Source organism: Pseudomonas sp. FW215-R2 (assembly GCF_058789255.1).
This window is the reverse complement of sequence record NZ_JBYTBO010000014.1, coordinates 46081-62931: the sequence shown is the minus strand read 5'-3', so window position 1 is coordinate 62931 and position 16851 is coordinate 46081. Positions and strand designations below refer to the sequence as shown.

Genomic DNA, 16851 nt, shown 5'->3' with positions numbered 1-16851 from the left:
GTAGCCCATAAAGACGCGCACAGCCAGCCGACTTCGATTGAAAAAACTCATCGAAGGGCGGAGAAAGGAAAATATTCGAACATTCGCGGGCGGATCGCCCTACGCGAGCGATTGATCGTTCCCACGTCGAGGCGTCGAACCGTCTGCGTGGGAATGCATACATTGACGCTCTGCGTCAGCGCTTGGGAGGGGACGCGGAGCGTCCCGGGCTGCGTTCCCACGCGGAGCGTGGGAACGAGAAATAAAAGGAGGGGGGGTTAAACGACTTCCAGGCGAATCTTGTGCTGGCTCAGCAGTTGCGCCAGGGCTGGCACCGGCTGCTGGTCGGTGACCAGGCAATCGATCAGGCTGATCGGGCCGAGGCGGATCATCGCGTTACGGCCGAACTTGCTGGAGTCCGCCGCGAGGATCACCTGGCGGGCATTGGCGATGATTGCCTGGGACACCCGCACTTCCTGGTAATCGAAGTCGAGCAGGCTGCCGTCTTCGTCGATGCCGCTGATGCCCACCAGCGCAAAGTCGACCTTGAACTGATTGATGAAATCCACGCTCGCCTGACCCACCACGCCGCCGTCGCGACGGACATTGCCGCCGGTGAGCAGCACATCGAAATCATCCTTGGCGCTGAGCATCGAGGCGACGTGAAGGTTGTTGGTGATGATTTTCAGGTGGCTGTGATTGAGCAGGGCGCGGGCGATGGATTCGGTGGTGGTGCCGATGTTGATGAACAGCGAGGCGTGATCGGGAATCTGTGCGGCGATGGCTTCGCCGATGCGTTGTTTTTCATCGCGCATCTGATCGGCGCGCATCGCATAGGCGGTGTTTTCGACGCTGGAATCATAGGCAGCGCCGCCGTGGTAACGACGCAGCAGATTGGCTTCCGCCAGTTGATTGATGTCGCGGCGGATGGTTTGCGGGGTAACAACGAACAGCGTGGCCATTTCCTCGATGCTCACATAGCCGCGTTCGCGGACCAGCTCGAGGATTTGCTGCTGACGGGGAGGCAGATTCATGGGGCTTCCTTTGGGCTGCCGTGCAAAATTTGCCCATGATGCCGCAGGAATCCGCTCCCTACCAGTTACATACGGATACGAGTCCGGTTCGTGGCTTATTCGGCGTCTTCACGTTCCCAGTCACGGGTACGGCTGACGGCTTTTTTCCAGCCTTTATACAGCTTCTCTTTTGCCGCTTCGTCCAGGCTCGGTTCGAATTCGCGTTCGATCACTGCCTTGCCGCGCAGTTCTTCCAGGCTGCCCCAGAAACCGCACGCCAGACCGGCCAGGTAAGCGGCACCGAGTGCTGTGGTTTCGCGCATTTGCGGGCGCTCGACCTGAGTGCCGAGGATGTCGGCCTGGAACTGCATGAGGAAGTTGTTCGCCACTGCGCCGCCGTCCACGCGCAGGGCCTTGAGGCGTTCGCCGGAGTCCTGTTGCATGGCGTCGAGTACGTCGCGGGTCTGGTAGGCAATCGATTCCAGCGCAGCGCGAATGATGTGATCCACACGCACGCCGCGAGTCAGGCCGAACAGGGCGCCACGGGCATACGGGTCCCAGTACGGAGCGCCGAGGCCGGTGAAGGCTGGCACCAGATAAACGCCGTTGCTGTCCTTCACTTTATTGGCGAAGTATTCGGTGTCGTGAGCGTCGTTGATGATTTTCAGTTCATCGCGCAGCCACTGCACGGTCGAACCGCCGTTGAACACAGCGCCTTCCAGCGCGTAAGCCACTTCGCCGCGCGGGCCGCAGGCGATGGTGGTGAGCATGCCGTGCTGGGACTTCACCGCTTTGTCGCCGGTGTTCATCAGCAGGAAGCAGCCGGTGCCGTAGGTGTTTTTCGCCTGGCCGGGCTCCACGCACATCTGGCCGAACAGCGCAGCCTGCTGGTCGCCGGCGATACCACCGATGGCGATGCCGCTCTTGGTACGACCGTAGATTTCCGAGGAGGCTTTGACTTCCGGCAGCATTTCGCGCGGGATGTCGAGAATCTCCAGCATCTTCGCGTCCCACTCAAGTGTGTGGATGTTGAAGAGCATGGTGCGCGAGGCGTTGGTGTAGTCGGTGACGTGGACCTTGCCGCCGGTGAATTTCCAGATCAGCCAGCTGTCGACGGTGCCGAACAGCAGTTCGCCGTTGCGCGCACGTTCGCGGCTGCCTTCGACGTTGTCGAGGATCCACTTCAGTTTGGTGCCGGAGAAGTACGGGTCGGTGACCAGGCCCGTGGTGTCACGGATATATTCTTCGTGGCCGTCGCGCTTGAGCTGCTGGCAGATCTCGGTGCTGCGGCGGCATTGCCAGACGATCGCGTTGTAGACCGGGCGGCCGGTGGTCTTGTCCCAGACCACGGTGGTTTCACGCTGGTTGGTGATGCCGATGGCGGCCACCTGGTCGTGATGCAGACCGGCCTGGGCCAGCGCTTCGACCATCACGGCGCTCTGGGTGGCGAAGATTTCCATCGGGTCATGTTCGACCCAGCCGGCTTGCGGGTAATGCTGGGCGAATTCGCGCTGCGCGGTGCAGACCACGTTCGCATCGCGGTCGAAAATGATCGCGCGGGAGCTGGTCGTACCCTGATCGAGGGCAATGATGTAGTTCTTATTCTGAATGTCGGTCATGTCGATTGCCTTGGACGAAATAAGGGAGAGTGGGCCGTGGCGCAGGTTCGAATGGGCAGGAACCTGCGCCGACTGTTTCAAGAAGTTCTTGGTTTGCCGTCAATGGCCGGTTCTGCATCCTTTGTAGCAGGTGTGGCGCCGGTCAGGTGACGGGCAATCAGCCCGCGATACCCGGCAGCGCCGAGGCAGGCACCGACAATCGGTGCAAAAATCGGAATCAGGAAGTACGGGATTTCACGTGCGCCGGTGAAGGAAATTTCACCCCAGCCCGCGAAGAAAGTCATCAGTTTCGGACCGAAGTCACGGGCCGGGTTCATCGCGAAGCCGGTCAGCGGGCCCATCGAGCTGCCGATCACGGCAATCAACAAGCCGATCAGCAGTGGTGCCAGCGGGCCTTTCGGCAGGCCGTTGTTGTCGTCGGTCAGGGACATGATCACGCCCATCAGGATCGCCGTGATGATCACCTCGACCAGGAACGCCTGGGCAGTCGACAGCGCAGGGTTCGGGAAGGTGGAGAACACCGACGCCAGTTCCAGGCTGGCGGCCGAGCCACGAACCATGTGGTGAGTTTGTTCGAAATCGAAGAACAGGTTGCTGTACAGCGTGTAAACCAACAGCGCGCCGCAGAAGGCGCCGGCGACCTGAGCGAGGATGTAGAACGGCAGTTTGCGCTTTTCGAAGTCGGCGAAAATGCTCAGGGCGATACTGACGGCAGGGTTCAGGTGCGCACCGGAAACCCCGGCGGTGAGGTAGATCGCCATGCTCACGCCAACGCCCCAGATGATGCTGATTTCCCACAGGCCGAAGCTCGCGCCCGCGACCTTGAGCGCGGCGACGCAGCCCGTACCGAAAAAGATCAGAAGTGCAGTACCCAGAAACTCGGCCAGGCACTGGCTCGAGAGCGATGGTTGCTGTAACGCAGTTGTCATTGAAAACCTCGGTTTTTGTTGTTGTCTGGCGCGTTTGCCGACAGGGCAAGGCGCGATTTTCGCCAGGGCAGGATCCCCATCCTGTTCCCGGTTTACTGCTGGGTGCTGCGGTGACGATAATTCTTACATTATTCAGATTCGAAAAAATATAGACAAGAAACAAAGCTGTCAAAGGTCGAAAGTGAACCGTCAGTCACAAATAAACTATCAGTCGTGTGAATGATCCTGCGGGTCACTGGCCTGACGATCCTGTTATCGGCCTGCAAACCCCGGGAAACGTGGCGCGTGGTAGAGCCTTTTGTATGGCGATGGCCTAGAATCCGGCGCAGGATTTTTTGCCACTGCCGAGCCCGGAGCTGCCATGACCCCTGCGTTGGACTTGTTGAAAAAAGTTCGTGCCGAACATCGCGTGCACAGTTACGAACATGACCCCAAGGCGGCGTCCTACGGGCTGGAGGCCGCGGAAAAACTGGGCCTGGAGCCGGCGCAGGTGTTCAAGACGCTGCTGGCGGCCAGCGAAAAAGGTGAATTGCTGGTGGCGGTGGTGCCGGTCGTCGGAAGCCTCGACCTCAAGGGGCTGGCCCACGCCGCCGGCGTGAAAAAAGTGGAGATGGCCGACCCGGCCGCTGCGCAGCGTTCCACCGGTTACCTGTTGGGCGGCATCAGTCCGCTGGGGCAGAAAAAGCGCCTGCGTACCTTCATCGATAATTCCGCCCAGGCTTTTGCGACCATTTATGTCAGTGCCGGGCGACGTGGACTGGAAGTGGAACTGGCGCCCGCCGTTCTGGCCGAGCACACACAGGCGAAGTTCGCCGACATTGGTCGCCCCTGAGTTCTGTATGAAGAAAATTGGCCGGTTCTGTCACTGGCGATGAACGAGCCGTAGCGGCATGCTCCGTTGACGAATTCAGGGAGAACGTTATGCAGCTCGAGTTTCATCAGGTCGACGCCTTCAGTGATCGGCCGTTCAGTGGCAACCCGGCGATGGTCTATCGGCTCGACGCCTGGCTCGCGGACGACTTGATGCAGAAGATCGCCGCCGAGCACAACCTGGCGGAAACTGCGTTTCTGGTGCGCGAAGGCCAGGCCTGGCATATCCGCTGGTTCACGCCGACCACCGAGGTGCCATTGTGCGGTCACGCGACGCTGGCCAGCGCGTATGTATTGTTCGAGATCTATAAGGAAACGGCCGAGCGTCTGGATTTCACCTGCAAGTCCGGGCCGTTGAGTGTCAGTCGCGAAGATGGTCGTTTGTGGCTGGATTTCCCTTCGATCGTGCCGTCGGAAATCGGTGTGACGCTGGATGTCGAGCGGGCGCTGGGCGTCGAAGCCGTGGACGTGCTCGGTTCCAACGAGCTGTTTGTGGTGCTGGAATCGGAGCAGGCGGTGCTCGATTGCACGCCGGACATGGTCGCCCTGGCCAAACTGCCTTGGCTCGGCGCCATCGTCACGGCCCGGGGTAACCAGCATGATTTCGTCTCGCGCTACTTCGCTCCGGCCATCGGTATCAATGAAGACCCGGTGACCGGCTCGACCCATTGCAGCCTGATTCCGTATTGGTCAAAACGTCTGGGCAAATCGAGCCTGACCGCGTGCCAGCGTTCGGCGCGGGGCGGGGAGTTGTTCTGTCGGCTGGAAGGCGAGCGGGTGAAGATCGGCGGAAATGCGACGCTGGTGGCCAGCGGCACCTTGATGCTGGGTTGAAGCCAAAAAAAAGAGGGAGCCATCAGGCTCCCTCTTTGTTTTTGTGTAGATCAGTGTGCGGTGCTGTACCGGCGAACACCGTTTTCCACCGCCGGGATCTGCGCAGCCGTGCTGCCGGATGCCTGGAACAACACCAGATGCTCCGCCGCCACGCGAATCCCTACATCCGCACCGACCTGATGGTCTGCGTGGCTCGGGAAGATCGACTCCAGTTGCGCGCCGGTTGGCAGTTGCAGGCGATACAGGGTCGAGGCGCCGAGGAAGGTCTTGCCGACGATCCGTGCTTTCAACCCGCTGTCCGGTGCATAAACAATGTCATCCGGACGCAGCAACACATCCACCGCACCGCCGATCGGCCAGGTGTAGGCGCGATTGCCGCGCAGTTCACCGAGTTCGGTGTGCACCGATTCCGGGCTGCCGAGCTGGCCGCGAATGAAGTAACCCTGGCCAATGAAGCTGGCAACAAACGGCGTCGCCGGTTCGTGATAGAGGTTGTAGGGCGTATCCCACTGCTCCAGCCGGCCTTCCTTGAACACACCGACGTGATCGCTGACGGCAAAGGCTTCTTCCTGGTCGTGAGTCACCAGAATCGCACTGGTGCCACGGGCCTTGAGGATGTCGCGCACTTCATGGCTGAGCTTGCGTCGCAGCTCGCCGTCGAGGTTCGAGAACGGTTCGTCGAGCAGCAGCAGTTGTGGCTCCGGCGCCAGGGCGCGGGCGAGGGCGACACGTTGTTGCTGCCCGCCGGACAGTTCGTGCGGGAAGCGCTTGCCGAGGTTCTTCAGGTTGACCAGTTCCAGCAGCTCTTCGGTGACGCGCTCCTTGTTCGGGTGCTTGCGAATGCCGAAGGCGATGTTGTCCGCGACACTCAGGTGCGGGAACAGCGCGTAGTCCTGGAACACCATGCCGATCCGGCGTTTCTCCGGGGCGAGGGTGAAACCGGCGCTGGAGATCACTTCACCGCCCAGCTGGATTTCCCCTTCGTGCACCGGTTCGAAACCGGCAATGGCGCGCAGGGTGGTGGTCTTGCCGCAGCCCGAAGAGCCGAGCAGGCAACCGATGTCGCCGGCGTTGAGGTGCAGATTGAGGTTCTGCACCACACGTTGATCTTGATAGCCGCAAGCGAGGTTGCGCAGGTTCAGCAGTAATTCATGGCTCATGCGTGGTGATATGCCGGTTCGACGAGGAACTCGAGCAGGGCCTTCTGTGCGTGGAGACGGTTTTCTGCCTGATCCCAGGCGACGGAGCGCGGGTCATCAAGCAGGTCGAGGCTGATTTCTTCGCCGCGGTGGGCGGGCAGGCAGTGCAGGAACAGCACGTCCTCGGCGGCCAGGTCGAGCAGGGCGCGGGTGACCTGGAACGGCGCGAACAGCTTGAGGCGCTTGGCGGTTTCCTCTTCCTGGCCCATGGAGGTCCAGACGTCGGTGCTCACCAGATGCGCGCCGCGCACGGCGTCCTTCGGATCGCGGACGATGGTCACGCGATCACCGGCCTTGGCCAGGAATTCAGGGTTTGGCTCATAGCCTTCGGGGCAGGCGACGCGCAACTGGAAGTCGAACTGGATCGCCGCTTCTATATAGCTGTTGCACATGTTGTTGCCGTCGCCGATCCAGGCCACGGTCTTGCCCTGGATCGAGCCACGGTGTTCGAGGAACGTCTGCATGTCGGCCAGCAACTGGCACGGGTGCAGGTCATCGGACAGGCCGTTGATCACCGGCACGCGGGAGTTGGCGGCAAATTCGGTCAGGGTGCTGTGGGCAAAGGTACGGATCATCACCGCATCGAGCATGCTCGACATGACGATGGCGCAGTCGCCGATGGGCTCGCCACGGCCCAGTTGGGTGTCGCGGGGCGAAAGGAAGATCGCCTGGCCACCGAGCTGGATCATGCCGGCCTCGAAGGAGATCCGGGTGCGGGTCGAGGATTTCTCGAAGATCATCCCCAGGACGCGGTTTTTCAGAGGCTCGAACAGTACGCCGCGGTTACGCAGGTCCTTGAGCTCAACGCCTCGACGGATCACGCTGACCAGCTCTTCGGGCGTGCAATCCATCAGGGAGAGAAAGTGCCTTGCGCTCATCATTGACTACCTTTTTGCTACAAACCGCAGATGCTCAAAGCCTTGTTTATCGGAACAACGGGCGAGACCTGCGGCGTAAGCCGCACGGGGCGACGAAATAGGGGGAGGCGCGATATTGACACTAAATGTCGCGTTTTTCCAATAGGCTACGATTTTTGCGGATTGTGCGGGGGTGACGAGGTCACACGAAGCGCTGGTTTGAAGCCGGATTTCCAACCCTTTGTACACTGGCGCCGCAGGGCTTGGCAATCAGGCGGGGCGGGGATGGAGCAGGCCTGGTCGGTTTGCGACCGGCCAGCCATGGATTCGCTGGTCGGATGTCAGACCTGAAACATTTGCTAAAGCAAAGTGCTGGGTTATAAATAACTCACGAGCGACGCAGGAAGCCTCCGCATGGAATCGAAAGAAAAACTGTTAATGGAATTGCTGGGCCACACGGCTCGCTCACTGACTCATCTGACCGCTTCGGTCACCTCATTGTCCTTCGAACTGCTGCGCAGTGAAGACGAAGTGGTCAAGACGGCCGGCCGCCACATGATCGATCGCATGGCCACCATCAGCACCGGGCTCGACGAGCACTGGCGACTGATCGGCGAACTCACCGGGGTGCACGTCGCCCACGAGCAGATCGAAACCATCCAGGAAATCCAGCTGGCAGCGCCGCCCCAGTTACCCTCCAGTTGATTGCGTCGGGCTATCGGCTCGCCTGATGGTCGTCGATTCACAAGACGAACGTCGCTGGCGCCGCGCCCGGCCACGCGCCATAGTTTTGTTCCCGCAGGCGTTATTGCCTGCCCAGAACAAGACAGAGACTGGCCATGACCAAGACTCTCCACCACCGTGCCTGCCACCTGTGCGAAGCCATCTGCGGCCTGAGCATCGAAACCACTGAAACCGACGGCCAGGTGCAGATCACCTCGATCAAGGGTGACGCACTGGACACCTTCAGTCGCGGGCACATCTGCCCCAAGGCTGTGGCGTTGCAAGATATCCAGAACGATCCGGATCGCCTGCGTCAACCCATGCGCCGGGTCGGCAGTGAATGGTTGCCGATCGGGTGGGAAGAGGCTTTTGAGCTGGTGGCTGAAAAGCTGTCGGCGATTCAGGCGCGTCATGGGCAGAACTCGGTTGCCGTGTATCAGGGCAATCCCAGCGTGCATAACTACGGGTTGATGACTCACAGCAATTATTTCCTCGGCCTGCTGAAAACCCGTAATCGCTATTCGGCAACCTCGGTCGACCAATTGCCGCATCACCTGACCAGCTACCTGATGTACGGCCACGGCTTGCTGCTGCCGATCCCGGATATCGATCACACCGATTTCATGCTGATACTGGGCGGCAACCCGCTGGCCTCCAACGGCAGCATCATGACCGTGCCGGACGTGGAAAAGCGTCTGAAGGCGATTCAGGCTCGAGGCGGTAAAGTGGTGGTGGTCGATCCGCGGCGTAGCGAGACGGCAGCGATGGCCGATCAGCACCTGTTCGTGCGTCCCGGTGGCGATGCGGCGTTGCTGTTTGGTGTGCTCAACACGCTGTTCAGCGAGGGCCTGACAACGGAAAGCCATTTGCCGGTGGACGGTCTGGACGAGGTTCGCGCAGCGGTGGCGGCGTTCACGGCCGAGGCCATGAGCCTGCTGTGCGCCGTTCCTGCCGAACAGATCCGCCAATTGGCCCGGGACTTCGCCGCGGCGCCAAGCGCCGTCTGCTACGGTCGCATGGGCGTTTCCACCCAGGCTTTCGGCACGCTGTGCCATTGGGTCGTGCAACTGATCAATCTGGTGACCGGCAACCTCGACCGCGTGGGTGGTGCACTGTGCACCGAGCCGGCAGTGGATCTGGTGGCGTCCACTTCGGGCGGGCACTTCAACAAATGGCAGAGCCGTGTCTCGGGCCGTCCCGAGTACGGCGGCGAGCTGCCGGTTTCGGCGCTGGCCGAAGAAATGCTCACCGAAGGCGAGGGCCAGATTCGTGCGCTGATCACCGTGGCCGGCAATCCGGTGCTGTCGACGCCCAACGGCCGGCAACTGGAGCAGGCGCTGGACGGGTTGGAGTTCATGGTCAGTGTCGACCTCTATATCAACGAAACCACCCGTTATGCCGACCTGATCCTGCCGTCCACCTCAGCGCTGGAAAACGATCACTACGACACCACGTTCAATCTGTTCGCGGTGCGCAACGTTACCCGTTTCAACCGGGCGATCCTCGCCAAACCCGTGGGCGCGCTGCATGACTGGGAGATCTTCGTCGGCCTGGCCAAGGCCTTTGCGGCGAAGACCGACAAGGAACTGAAACCGACGATGCCGCCGGCGAAGATGATCGACATGGGTCTGCGCATGGGCCTGTATGGCGATGCATCCGAACACAAGTTGTCGCTGGCGACGCTGTTCGATCATCCGCACGGCGTGGATCTGGGGGCGCTGAAACCCAACCTGACACCGCGATTGAAGACCGCCAATCAACGAGTCCAGGCGGCACCGCCGGAAATTCTTGCCGACCTTGCGCGCTTTTCCGCATTGCAGGCGCCGGCTGCCGATGAGCTGTTGATGATCGGCCGTCGCCATGTGCGCAGCAACAACTCGTGGATGCACAACTATCATCGACTGGTGAAGGGCAAGCCGCGTCATCAGTTGCTGATGAACCCGGAGGATCTCGCCAGTCGCGGGCTCAGCGATGGCCAGCTTGTGCGCGTAAGCTCGCGGGTCGGACAGATCGAGGTTGAAGTGCTGGGCAGTGCGGACATGATGCCGGGCGTGGTCAGCCTGCCACACGGTTGGGGCCATGCGCGCCCGGGCGTGCAGATGGCGATTGCCAGCGGCCAGCCGGGCTCCAGCGCCAACGACCTGACCGATGAGTGCCAGCTCGACGAGCTCTCGGGCAACGCGGCGCTCAATGGCGTGCCGGTGACGGTGGCGGCGGCTTGAGCATGTCTGTCGGGGAGACCGAGCAGGGCGCTCGGGATTCCGTTACAATGCGCCACCGTGCCGACCCATGAGTCGGAAAGTTCAGCCGAGGTGCTCCATGGATATCATCGAAACGATTAAAGAGCAGATTGCCAACAACACCATTCTGCTTTACATGAAAGGCTCGCCGAATGCCCCGCAGTGTGGCTTCTCCGCGAAAGCTGCGCAGGCTGTGATGGGCTGTGGCGAGAAGTTCGCCTACGTCGACATCCTGCAGAACCCGGAAATCCGTGCCAACCTGCCGAAGTACGCCAACTGGCCGACTTTCCCGCAGTTGTGGGTAGGCGGTGAACTGGTCGGCGGCAGCGACATCATGGCTGAAATGTTCGCCAACGGTGAGCTGCAGACTCTGGTCAAGGAAGCATCCGCCAAGGCTGCTGCGGCCAAGTCCGAAGCCTGATTGGTTTCTGCCCGGATTTCGGCGAGTCTGAAGTCCGGGTAATAAAAAGCCCCGCCTCTCGAAAGAGGGCGGGGCTTTTTAGTGTCTCGAGTTTAGCGCTCGCTAATTACTCGTCTTCGCCCATCTGCGATTGCAGATAGTTCTCAAGACCGACTTTATCGATCAGGCCCAGTTGGGTTTCCAGCCAGTCGATGTGTTCTTCTTCGGATTCGAGAATGTCTTCAAGCAGTTCGCGGCTGCCGAAGTCACCAACCGATTCGCAATGAGCGATGGCGGCCTTCAGATCGGCATGGCCGGTGCGCTCGATACGCAGGTCGCACTCCAGCATTTCCTTGGTGTGCTCGCCGATGTGCAGCTTGCCCAGGTCCTGCACGTTCGGCAGGCCTTCGAGGAACAGGATGCGCTTGATCAGCTTGTCCGCGTGCTTCATCTCGTCGATGGATTCTTTGTACTCGTGCTTGCCGAGCTTGTTCAGGCCCCAATCTTCATACATGCGCGCATGCAGGAAGTACTGATTGATCGCGACCAGCTCATTGGCAAGGATCTTGTTGAGATGCTGGATGACTGTTACGTCGCCTTTCATGATGGGAGTCCTGCCCTAAGTAGCGGTATATAAGGCGGAGTTTGAGCTTGGTACTTATAAGTGTCAAACCTAAGTTATTGAATAATATATGAAAATTAATCGGAATAAGAATGTTTGTGTTCCGCGTCTAGTCGCTAAGCAATTGATTTTCAGGCATAAAAAAACCGGACATAAGTCCGGTTCTTTGAAATGGGTGCAATTACGCGGCAGTAAATTCTACAGGGTAGGGGATCGCGGCCTGGGCGGTTTGCAGCTTGGTCAGGGTTTCGCGTACCACTTCCTTCGCGAGGCAGGCACATTTGCCGCATTGGCTGGCTACGCCGGTGGCCTGACGGACTTCTTTATAGCTGCAGCAACCTTCATAGATCGCTTCGCGGATCTGTCCGTCGGTGACGCCAGTGCAGAGGCAAACATACATAAGTGAGAACCGTCGCTGGTTGTGGCTCAATTGCGATGGATCTTAATGTTAACGAGAATGATTGTCAAAGTGCTTTCCCAACGGTTTTCATCGCCAACGACTGTGACTGACGAACGGTGGTGCATGGCTGAATGCCAGCCGGGATTTCGCGAAAAACCGTTAAGGACAGTCGAAAAACGCAGTGTATGATGGTCGGCCCTTGCGAAGGGGGTTCGTGTCACAGGGCTGTCGCCTGAGGGTGGCAGGCTGGCGCGAACCCTGAACTTCAAGTTTCTACACCAGGAGATATCAATGAGCGTACTCGTAGGCAAACAAGCCCCTGACTTCACCGTCCCGGCCGTACTCGGCAATGGCGAGATCGTTGACAGCTTCACCCTGTCCTCGGCCATCAAAGGCAAATACGGCCTGGTGTTCTTCTACCCGCTGGACTTCACCTTCGTCTGCCCGTCCGAGCTGATCGCTCTGGACAACCGCATGGCCGACTTCAAGGCGCGCAACGTAGAAGTGATCGCTGTGTCGATCGACTCGCACTTCACCCACAACGCCTGGCGCAACACCCCGGTCAACAATGGCGGCATCGGCCAGGTGAAATACACCATGGCTGCCGACATGAAGCACGACATCGCCAAGGCCTACGACGTTGAATCCGAAGGCGGCGTGGCTTTCCGTGGCGCGTTCCTGATCGACGACAAAGGCGTTGTCCGCTCGCAGATCATCAACGACCTGCCGCTGGGCCGTAACATGGAAGAGCTGATCCGTCTGGTCGACGCTCTGCAATTCCACGAAGAGCACGGCGAAGTCTGCCCTGCCAACTGGAAAAAAGGCGACAAAGGCATGAACGCTTCACCAGAAGGCGTTGCGGCTTACCTGACCGAGAACGCTGCTGCCCTGTAAGGCGCAACGTCGAGGTACAAAAAAACCGGCTCTTGAGCCGGTTTTTTCATGCGCGGGATTTAATCCGACGACCCTCAGTCGTCGAAGTCTTCCCAGCCGCCCATCTGTTTCCAGCGGTTGACGATGCCGCAGAACAGCTCGGCCGTCTTTTCGGTGTCGTAACGCGCGGAGTGCGCTTCACGGCCATCGAAATCGATGTCGGCTGCCTGACAGGCCTTGGCCAGCACGGTCTGACCGTACGCCAGACCCGCGAGGGTTGCGGTGTCGAAGCTGGAGAACGGATGGAACGGGTTGCGCTTCATGTCCAGCCGCGCGACGGCGGCGTTGAGGAAGCCCAGGTCGAAGCTGCTGTTGTGGCCGACCAGGATCGCCCGTTTGCAACCGTTGGCCTTCAAGGCCTTGCGCACGCCACGGAAGATATCGGTCAGGGCCGTCTCTTCGCTGACCGCCATGCGCAACGGGTGATCGAGCTTGATCCCGGTGAACTCCAGCGCGGCCGCTTCGATGTTGGCGCCTTCGAATGGCTCGACACGGAAGAAGTAGGTGTGGTCCGGGTAAACGAAACCCTTTTCATCCATGGCGATGGTGGTCGCGGCAATCTCCAGCAATGCGTCGGTGGCCGAGTTGAAACCACCGGTCTCTACGTCGACGACAACCGGCAGGTAGCCGCGAAAGCGTGCTGCCATTGGATGGCGTGAACCGCCGCCACCTTGACCGTCCAGTTCGTCGTCGAAATGGTCTTCACTCACGCGTGTTCCTCCAGCAGGCGCCAGCGCAGTTTTTCACCGGCGCGCAGCGGGATAACGGTCAGCTCGCCGAAGGGCAGGCTGGTCGGGGCGGTCCATTCTTCACGGACCAGGGTAATGCGATCGGTGTTCGCCGGCAGGCCGTAGAAACGCGGGCCGTTGAGACTGGCGAAGGCTTCGAGCTTGTCCAGCGCATTGCGCTGTTCAAAGGCTTCGGCATACAACTCGATGGCGGCGTACGCGGTGTAGCAGCCGGCGCAGCCGCAGGCGGCTTCCTTGGCGTGCTGGGCGTGCGGCGCCGAGTCGGTGCCGAGGAAGAACTTCGCGCTGCCGCTGGTGGCGGCGTCGAGCAGGGCTTCCTGGTGGGTATTGCGCTTGAGGATCGGCAGGCAATAGAAGTGCGGCCGGATTCCGCCTACCAGCATGTGGTTGCGGTTGTAGAGCAGGTGATGCGCGGTGATCGTCGCGCCAACGTTGGCCGAAGCCTCGTTGACGAACTGCACGGCGTCGCCGGTGGTGATGTGTTCGAACACGACCTTGAGCGTCGGGAAACGCTCGACCACACGACGCATGTGCTCGTCGATGAAGATTTTCTCGCGGTCGAACACGTCAACGTCGCCACGGGTGACTTCACCGTGGATCAACAGCGGCATGCCGACTTCGGCCATGGCTTCCAGCGCCGGGAAGATCTTGTCGATGCTGGTGACCCCGGAATCGGAGTTGGTGGTGGCGCCGGCCGGGTACAACTTGGCCGCGTGGACAAAACCGCTGGCCTTGGCTTCACGAATTTCTTCGGGCTGGGTACGGTCGGTGAGGTACAGCACCATCAACGGCTCGAAACGACTGCCGGCCGGGCGGGCAGCGAGAATCCGCTGGCGATAGCCGTCGGCTTCAGCGGCGTTGCGCACCGGAGGTACCAGGTTAGGCATGATGATCGCGCGACCAAAGGTGCGCGCAACATCTGCAACGGTATTGGTCAACACGGCACCATCGCGAAGATGAATGTGCCAGTCGTCGGGACGCAGCAGGGTCAGGCGGTCGGACATGAGGGGATTCCAGGCGGGTCAAACTGAGGCGAATGCTACCGGAAAAGACTCTTGCAGGCACTCGCTATCAAGTTTTGCGACGAGCGTCCGATATCCCATAGGTATGCCGTAAACATGTATGTATCGGTCTTTTTGTTGTAGAAGCCAATGGAGCCTCCCGTGCGCCAGCGTTATTTAGCCTTGCTCAGTGTGTTTGCCAGCCTTCCGGCGATGGCGCTGACCTACCAGACCCGTCTGGAGAACATTGAGTGGACGGTCGAGGGCGACAAGTTCGAATGCCGCCTGACGCAGCCGATCACCGATTTCGGCTCGGGCCAGTTCGTGCGCAAGGCCGGCGAGCAGGCGACTTTCCGCCTGAACGCCTACAACGCCATGCTCGGCGGCGGTTCGGCGACCTTGATGGCGGCAGCGGCGCCCTGGCAGCCGGGCCGTGGCGATATCAATCTGGGCACGGTCAGGATCGGCAGTGGCAATATCCTCTTCAACAGTTCTCAGGCGCAGGCCGGACAGTTGATCAGCGGCCTGATGGACGGACGCAGCCCCGTGGTGCGCCATGCATCGGGCGATGGCCGTGTGTCGGAAGTGCGTCTGTTGCCGGTCAAGTTCAGCAAGGCGTTCAACGACTATCAGGCCTGCGTGGCGAAACTGCTCCCGCAGAATTTCGAGCAGGTCAAGCAATCGCAGATCGGTTTCCCCGGCGAAGGCATCGAACTGGACGCCGCCGCCAAGGCCAAGCTGCAAGTCATGCTCGAATATATGAAGGCCGATCCGACGGTCAACCACATCGAGCTCGACGGCCACTCCGACAACAGCGGCAATCGCCTGACCAACCGCGAACTGTCGCGCCGGCGCGCTCTGGCGGTGGTCGACTTCTTCAAGGCCAACGGTATCCAGGAATCGCAGATCACCGTGCGCTTCCATGGTGAACGTTACCCGTTGGTGCCAAACACCAATGCCGCCAACCGGGCCAAGAACCGTCGGGTCAACGTGCACCTTGCGCGGGTGGCACCGACTACCGCTCCTGCGCCTCAGGCCAGCACACCGGCCAACGCTGCGGCGACGTCCTGACCCGCCGGTCATCGTCGCCCTCTCGACAGATTCTGTCGCTTTGTCGTCTTAAGCTGTCGCGCCTCTGTAAATTATCGCGTTTGAGCGGTAGACTCCTCGGCTTTCCGTAGAACCCCGTGGAGTGATGGCATGGCGGACGTAAACAAGGTCGTTCTGGCGTATTCCGGCGGCCTGGACACTTCGGTGATCCTCAAGTGGCTGCAGGATACTTATAACTGTGAAGTCGTGACCTTCACCGCTGACCTGGGTCAGGGCGAAGAGGTCGAACCGGCTCGCGCCAAGGCTCAGGCCATGGGCGTCAAAGAAATCTACATCGACGACCTGCGCGAAGAATTCGTGCGTGACTTCGTGTTCCCGATGTTCCGTGCCAACACCGTTTACGAAGGCGAGTACCTGCTGGGTACTTCCATCGCGCGTCCGCTGATTGCCAAGCGTCTGATCGAAATCGCCAACGAAACCGGCGCCGACGCCATTTCCCACGGCGCAACCGGCAAGGGCAACGACCAGGTCCGTTTCGAACTGGGTGCCTACGCGCTCAAGCCAGGCGTAAAAGTGATTGCCCCTTGGCGCGAGTGGGACCTGCTGTCCCGCGAGAAACTGATGGACTACGCCGAGAAGCACGCGATCCCGATCGAGCGCCACGGCAAGAAAAAATCCCCGTACTCGATGGATGCCAACCTGCTGCACATCTCCTATGAAGGCGGCGTGCTGGAAGACACCTGGACCGAGCACGAAGAAGACATGTGGCGCTGGACTGTCTCCCCGGAGAACGCACCTGACAAGCCGCAATACCTGGAACTGACCTACCGCAACGGCGACATCGTCGCTCTGGACGGCGTCGAAATGACTCCGGCCACCGTACTGGCGACCCTGAACAAGATCGGTGGCCAACACGGCATCGGCCGTCTCGACATCGTCGAGAACCGTTATGTCGGCATGAAGTCCCGTGGCTGCTACGAAACCCCGGGCGGCACCATCATGCTGCGCGCTCACCGCGCCATCGAGTCGATCACCCTGGACCGCGAAGTCGCTCACTTGAAAGACGAGCTGATGCCGAAGTACGCCAGCCTGATCTACACCGGTTACTGGTGGAGCCCGGAGCGTCTGATGCTGCAACAGATGATCGACGCCTCCCAGGTCAACGTGAATGGCGTCGTGCGCCTGAAGCTGTACAAGGGCAACGTGATCGTGACCGGCCGCAAGTCCGACGATTCGCTGTTCGACGCCAACATCGCGACCTTCGAAGAAGACGGCGGCGCCTACAACCAGGCCGACGCGGCGGGCTTCATCAAGCTCAACGCGCTGCGTATGCGCATTGCTGCCAACAAAGGCCGCAAGCTGTTCTGAGTCCTTCGGACCAGACGTGAAATAGCGGTCTTGTCGTTCTGACAAGACCGCTATGCTGCAAAACC

Annotated in this window: 17 protein-coding genes; 8 read left to right on the top strand and 9 right to left on the bottom strand. The window is 60.3% G+C overall.

Annotation, left to right across the window (positions count from 1 at the left end; genetic code table 11):
- Nucleotides 1–257 precede the first annotated feature (257 nt).
- The 3 genes from AC3WRD_RS19610 to AC3WRD_RS19600 all read right to left on the bottom strand — a co-directional run bounded on the left by AC3WRD_RS19610 (nucleotide 258) and on the right by AC3WRD_RS19600 (nucleotide 3540).
- A complete protein-coding gene (locus AC3WRD_RS19610; RefSeq protein WP_007953179.1) occupies nucleotides 258–1013 on the bottom strand; it encodes a DeoR/GlpR family transcriptional regulator in 756 nt (251 codons plus the stop codon).
- Nucleotides 1014–1108: 95 nt separating this feature from the next.
- On the bottom strand, nucleotides 1109–2611 hold the full coding sequence (glpK, locus tag AC3WRD_RS19605; RefSeq protein WP_096818468.1) for a glycerol kinase GlpK: 1503 nt from the start codon (nucleotides 2609–2611) through the stop codon (nucleotides 1109–1111).
- A 77-nt stretch (nucleotides 2612–2688) separates the two neighbouring features.
- Nucleotides 2689–3540 (bottom strand): MIP/aquaporin family protein, encoded by an 852-nt coding sequence (locus tag AC3WRD_RS19600; RefSeq protein ID WP_085730171.1) that lies wholly within the window; start codon nucleotides 3538–3540, stop codon nucleotides 2689–2691.
- Between the two features lie 361 nt (nucleotides 3541–3901).
- Here AC3WRD_RS19600 and ybaK point away from each other — a divergent pair, with 361 nt between their 5' ends.
- Both ybaK and AC3WRD_RS19590 read left to right on the top strand, forming a co-directional pair.
- Nucleotides 3902–4372: a Cys-tRNA(Pro) deacylase gene (gene ybaK, locus AC3WRD_RS19595; RefSeq protein WP_102620765.1), complete on the top strand. Its 471-nt coding sequence runs from the start codon at nucleotides 3902–3904 to the stop codon at nucleotides 4370–4372.
- 89 nt (nucleotides 4373–4461) lie between these two features.
- Entirely contained in the window at nucleotides 4462–5244 is a 783-nt protein-coding gene (locus AC3WRD_RS19590) for a PhzF family phenazine biosynthesis protein (protein WP_102620764.1), read from the top strand.
- 50 nt (nucleotides 5245–5294) lie between these two features.
- Here the strand turns inward: AC3WRD_RS19590 and AC3WRD_RS19585 are convergent, their stop codons facing one another.
- A complete protein-coding gene (locus AC3WRD_RS19585) occupies nucleotides 5295–6404 on the bottom strand; it encodes an ABC transporter ATP-binding protein (RefSeq protein WP_102620763.1) in 1110 nt (369 codons plus the stop codon).
- Nucleotides 6401–7321: an ornithine carbamoyltransferase gene (argF, locus tag AC3WRD_RS19580; RefSeq protein ID WP_096818463.1), complete on the bottom strand. Its 921-nt coding sequence runs from the start codon at nucleotides 7319–7321 to the stop codon at nucleotides 6401–6403. Before argF ends, AC3WRD_RS19585 begins: the two co-directional genes overlap by 4 nt.
- Before the next feature lie 393 nt (nucleotides 7322–7714).
- Between argF and plzR the strand changes: the two genes are divergently transcribed.
- From plzR to grxD, 3 genes are all read left to right on the top strand, one after another.
- The gene (plzR, locus tag AC3WRD_RS19575) at nucleotides 7715–8005 is read left to right on the top strand and encodes a PlzR type 4 pili assembly inhibitor (protein WP_085730176.1); all 291 of its coding nucleotides are present in this window, start codon (nucleotides 7715–7717) and stop codon (nucleotides 8003–8005) included.
- A gap of 134 nt (nucleotides 8006–8139) precedes the next feature.
- The gene (locus tag AC3WRD_RS19570) at nucleotides 8140–10245 is read left to right on the top strand and encodes a molybdopterin oxidoreductase family protein (RefSeq protein ID WP_102620762.1); all 2106 of its coding nucleotides are present in this window, start codon (nucleotides 8140–8142) and stop codon (nucleotides 10243–10245) included.
- A gap of 97 nt (nucleotides 10246–10342) precedes the next feature.
- A complete protein-coding gene (grxD, locus tag AC3WRD_RS19565; RefSeq protein ID WP_003227729.1) occupies nucleotides 10343–10684 on the top strand; it encodes a Grx4 family monothiol glutaredoxin in 342 nt (113 codons plus the stop codon).
- Between the two features lie 106 nt (nucleotides 10685–10790).
- Here the strand turns inward: grxD and bfr are convergent, their stop codons facing one another.
- The gene (bfr, locus tag AC3WRD_RS19560) at nucleotides 10791–11267 is read right to left on the bottom strand and encodes a bacterioferritin (protein ID WP_102620761.1); all 477 of its coding nucleotides are present in this window, start codon (nucleotides 11265–11267) and stop codon (nucleotides 10791–10793) included.
- Nucleotides 11268–11466: 199 nt separating this feature from the next.
- Nucleotides 11467–11685: a bacterioferritin-associated ferredoxin gene (locus AC3WRD_RS19555; protein ID WP_003227725.1), complete on the bottom strand. Its 219-nt coding sequence runs from the start codon at nucleotides 11683–11685 to the stop codon at nucleotides 11467–11469.
- 291 nt (nucleotides 11686–11976) lie between these two features.
- Between AC3WRD_RS19555 and AC3WRD_RS19550 the strand changes: the two genes are divergently transcribed.
- Nucleotides 11977–12579 carry a peroxiredoxin gene (locus AC3WRD_RS19550; protein ID WP_003227723.1) on the top strand — a complete coding sequence of 201 codons (603 nt, stop codon included), beginning with the start codon at nucleotides 11977–11979 and terminating at the stop codon, nucleotides 12577–12579.
- A gap of 74 nt (nucleotides 12580–12653) precedes the next feature.
- Here the strand turns inward: AC3WRD_RS19550 and rnt are convergent, their stop codons facing one another.
- Entirely contained in the window at nucleotides 12654–13328 is a 675-nt protein-coding gene (gene rnt / locus AC3WRD_RS19545) for a ribonuclease T (RefSeq protein WP_085709496.1), read from the bottom strand.
- Complete coding sequence (gene pyrC, locus AC3WRD_RS19540) at nucleotides 13325–14371, bottom strand: dihydroorotase (RefSeq protein ID WP_095190451.1); 1047 nt, start codon at nucleotides 14369–14371, stop codon at nucleotides 13325–13327. Before pyrC ends, rnt begins: the two co-directional genes overlap by 4 nt.
- Before the next feature lie 159 nt (nucleotides 14372–14530).
- On the opposite strand from pyrC, the gene AC3WRD_RS19535 reads away from it, so the two are divergent.
- Both AC3WRD_RS19535 and AC3WRD_RS19530 read left to right on the top strand, forming a co-directional pair.
- Nucleotides 14531–15439 (top strand): flagellar protein MotY, encoded by a 909-nt coding sequence (locus AC3WRD_RS19535; protein WP_096818459.1) that lies wholly within the window; start codon nucleotides 14531–14533, stop codon nucleotides 15437–15439.
- Nucleotides 15440–15568: 129 nt separating this feature from the next.
- Nucleotides 15569–16786: an argininosuccinate synthase gene (locus AC3WRD_RS19530; protein WP_096818458.1), complete on the top strand. Its 1218-nt coding sequence runs from the start codon at nucleotides 15569–15571 to the stop codon at nucleotides 16784–16786.
- The last annotated feature ends 65 nt before the right edge of the window (nucleotides 16787–16851 follow it).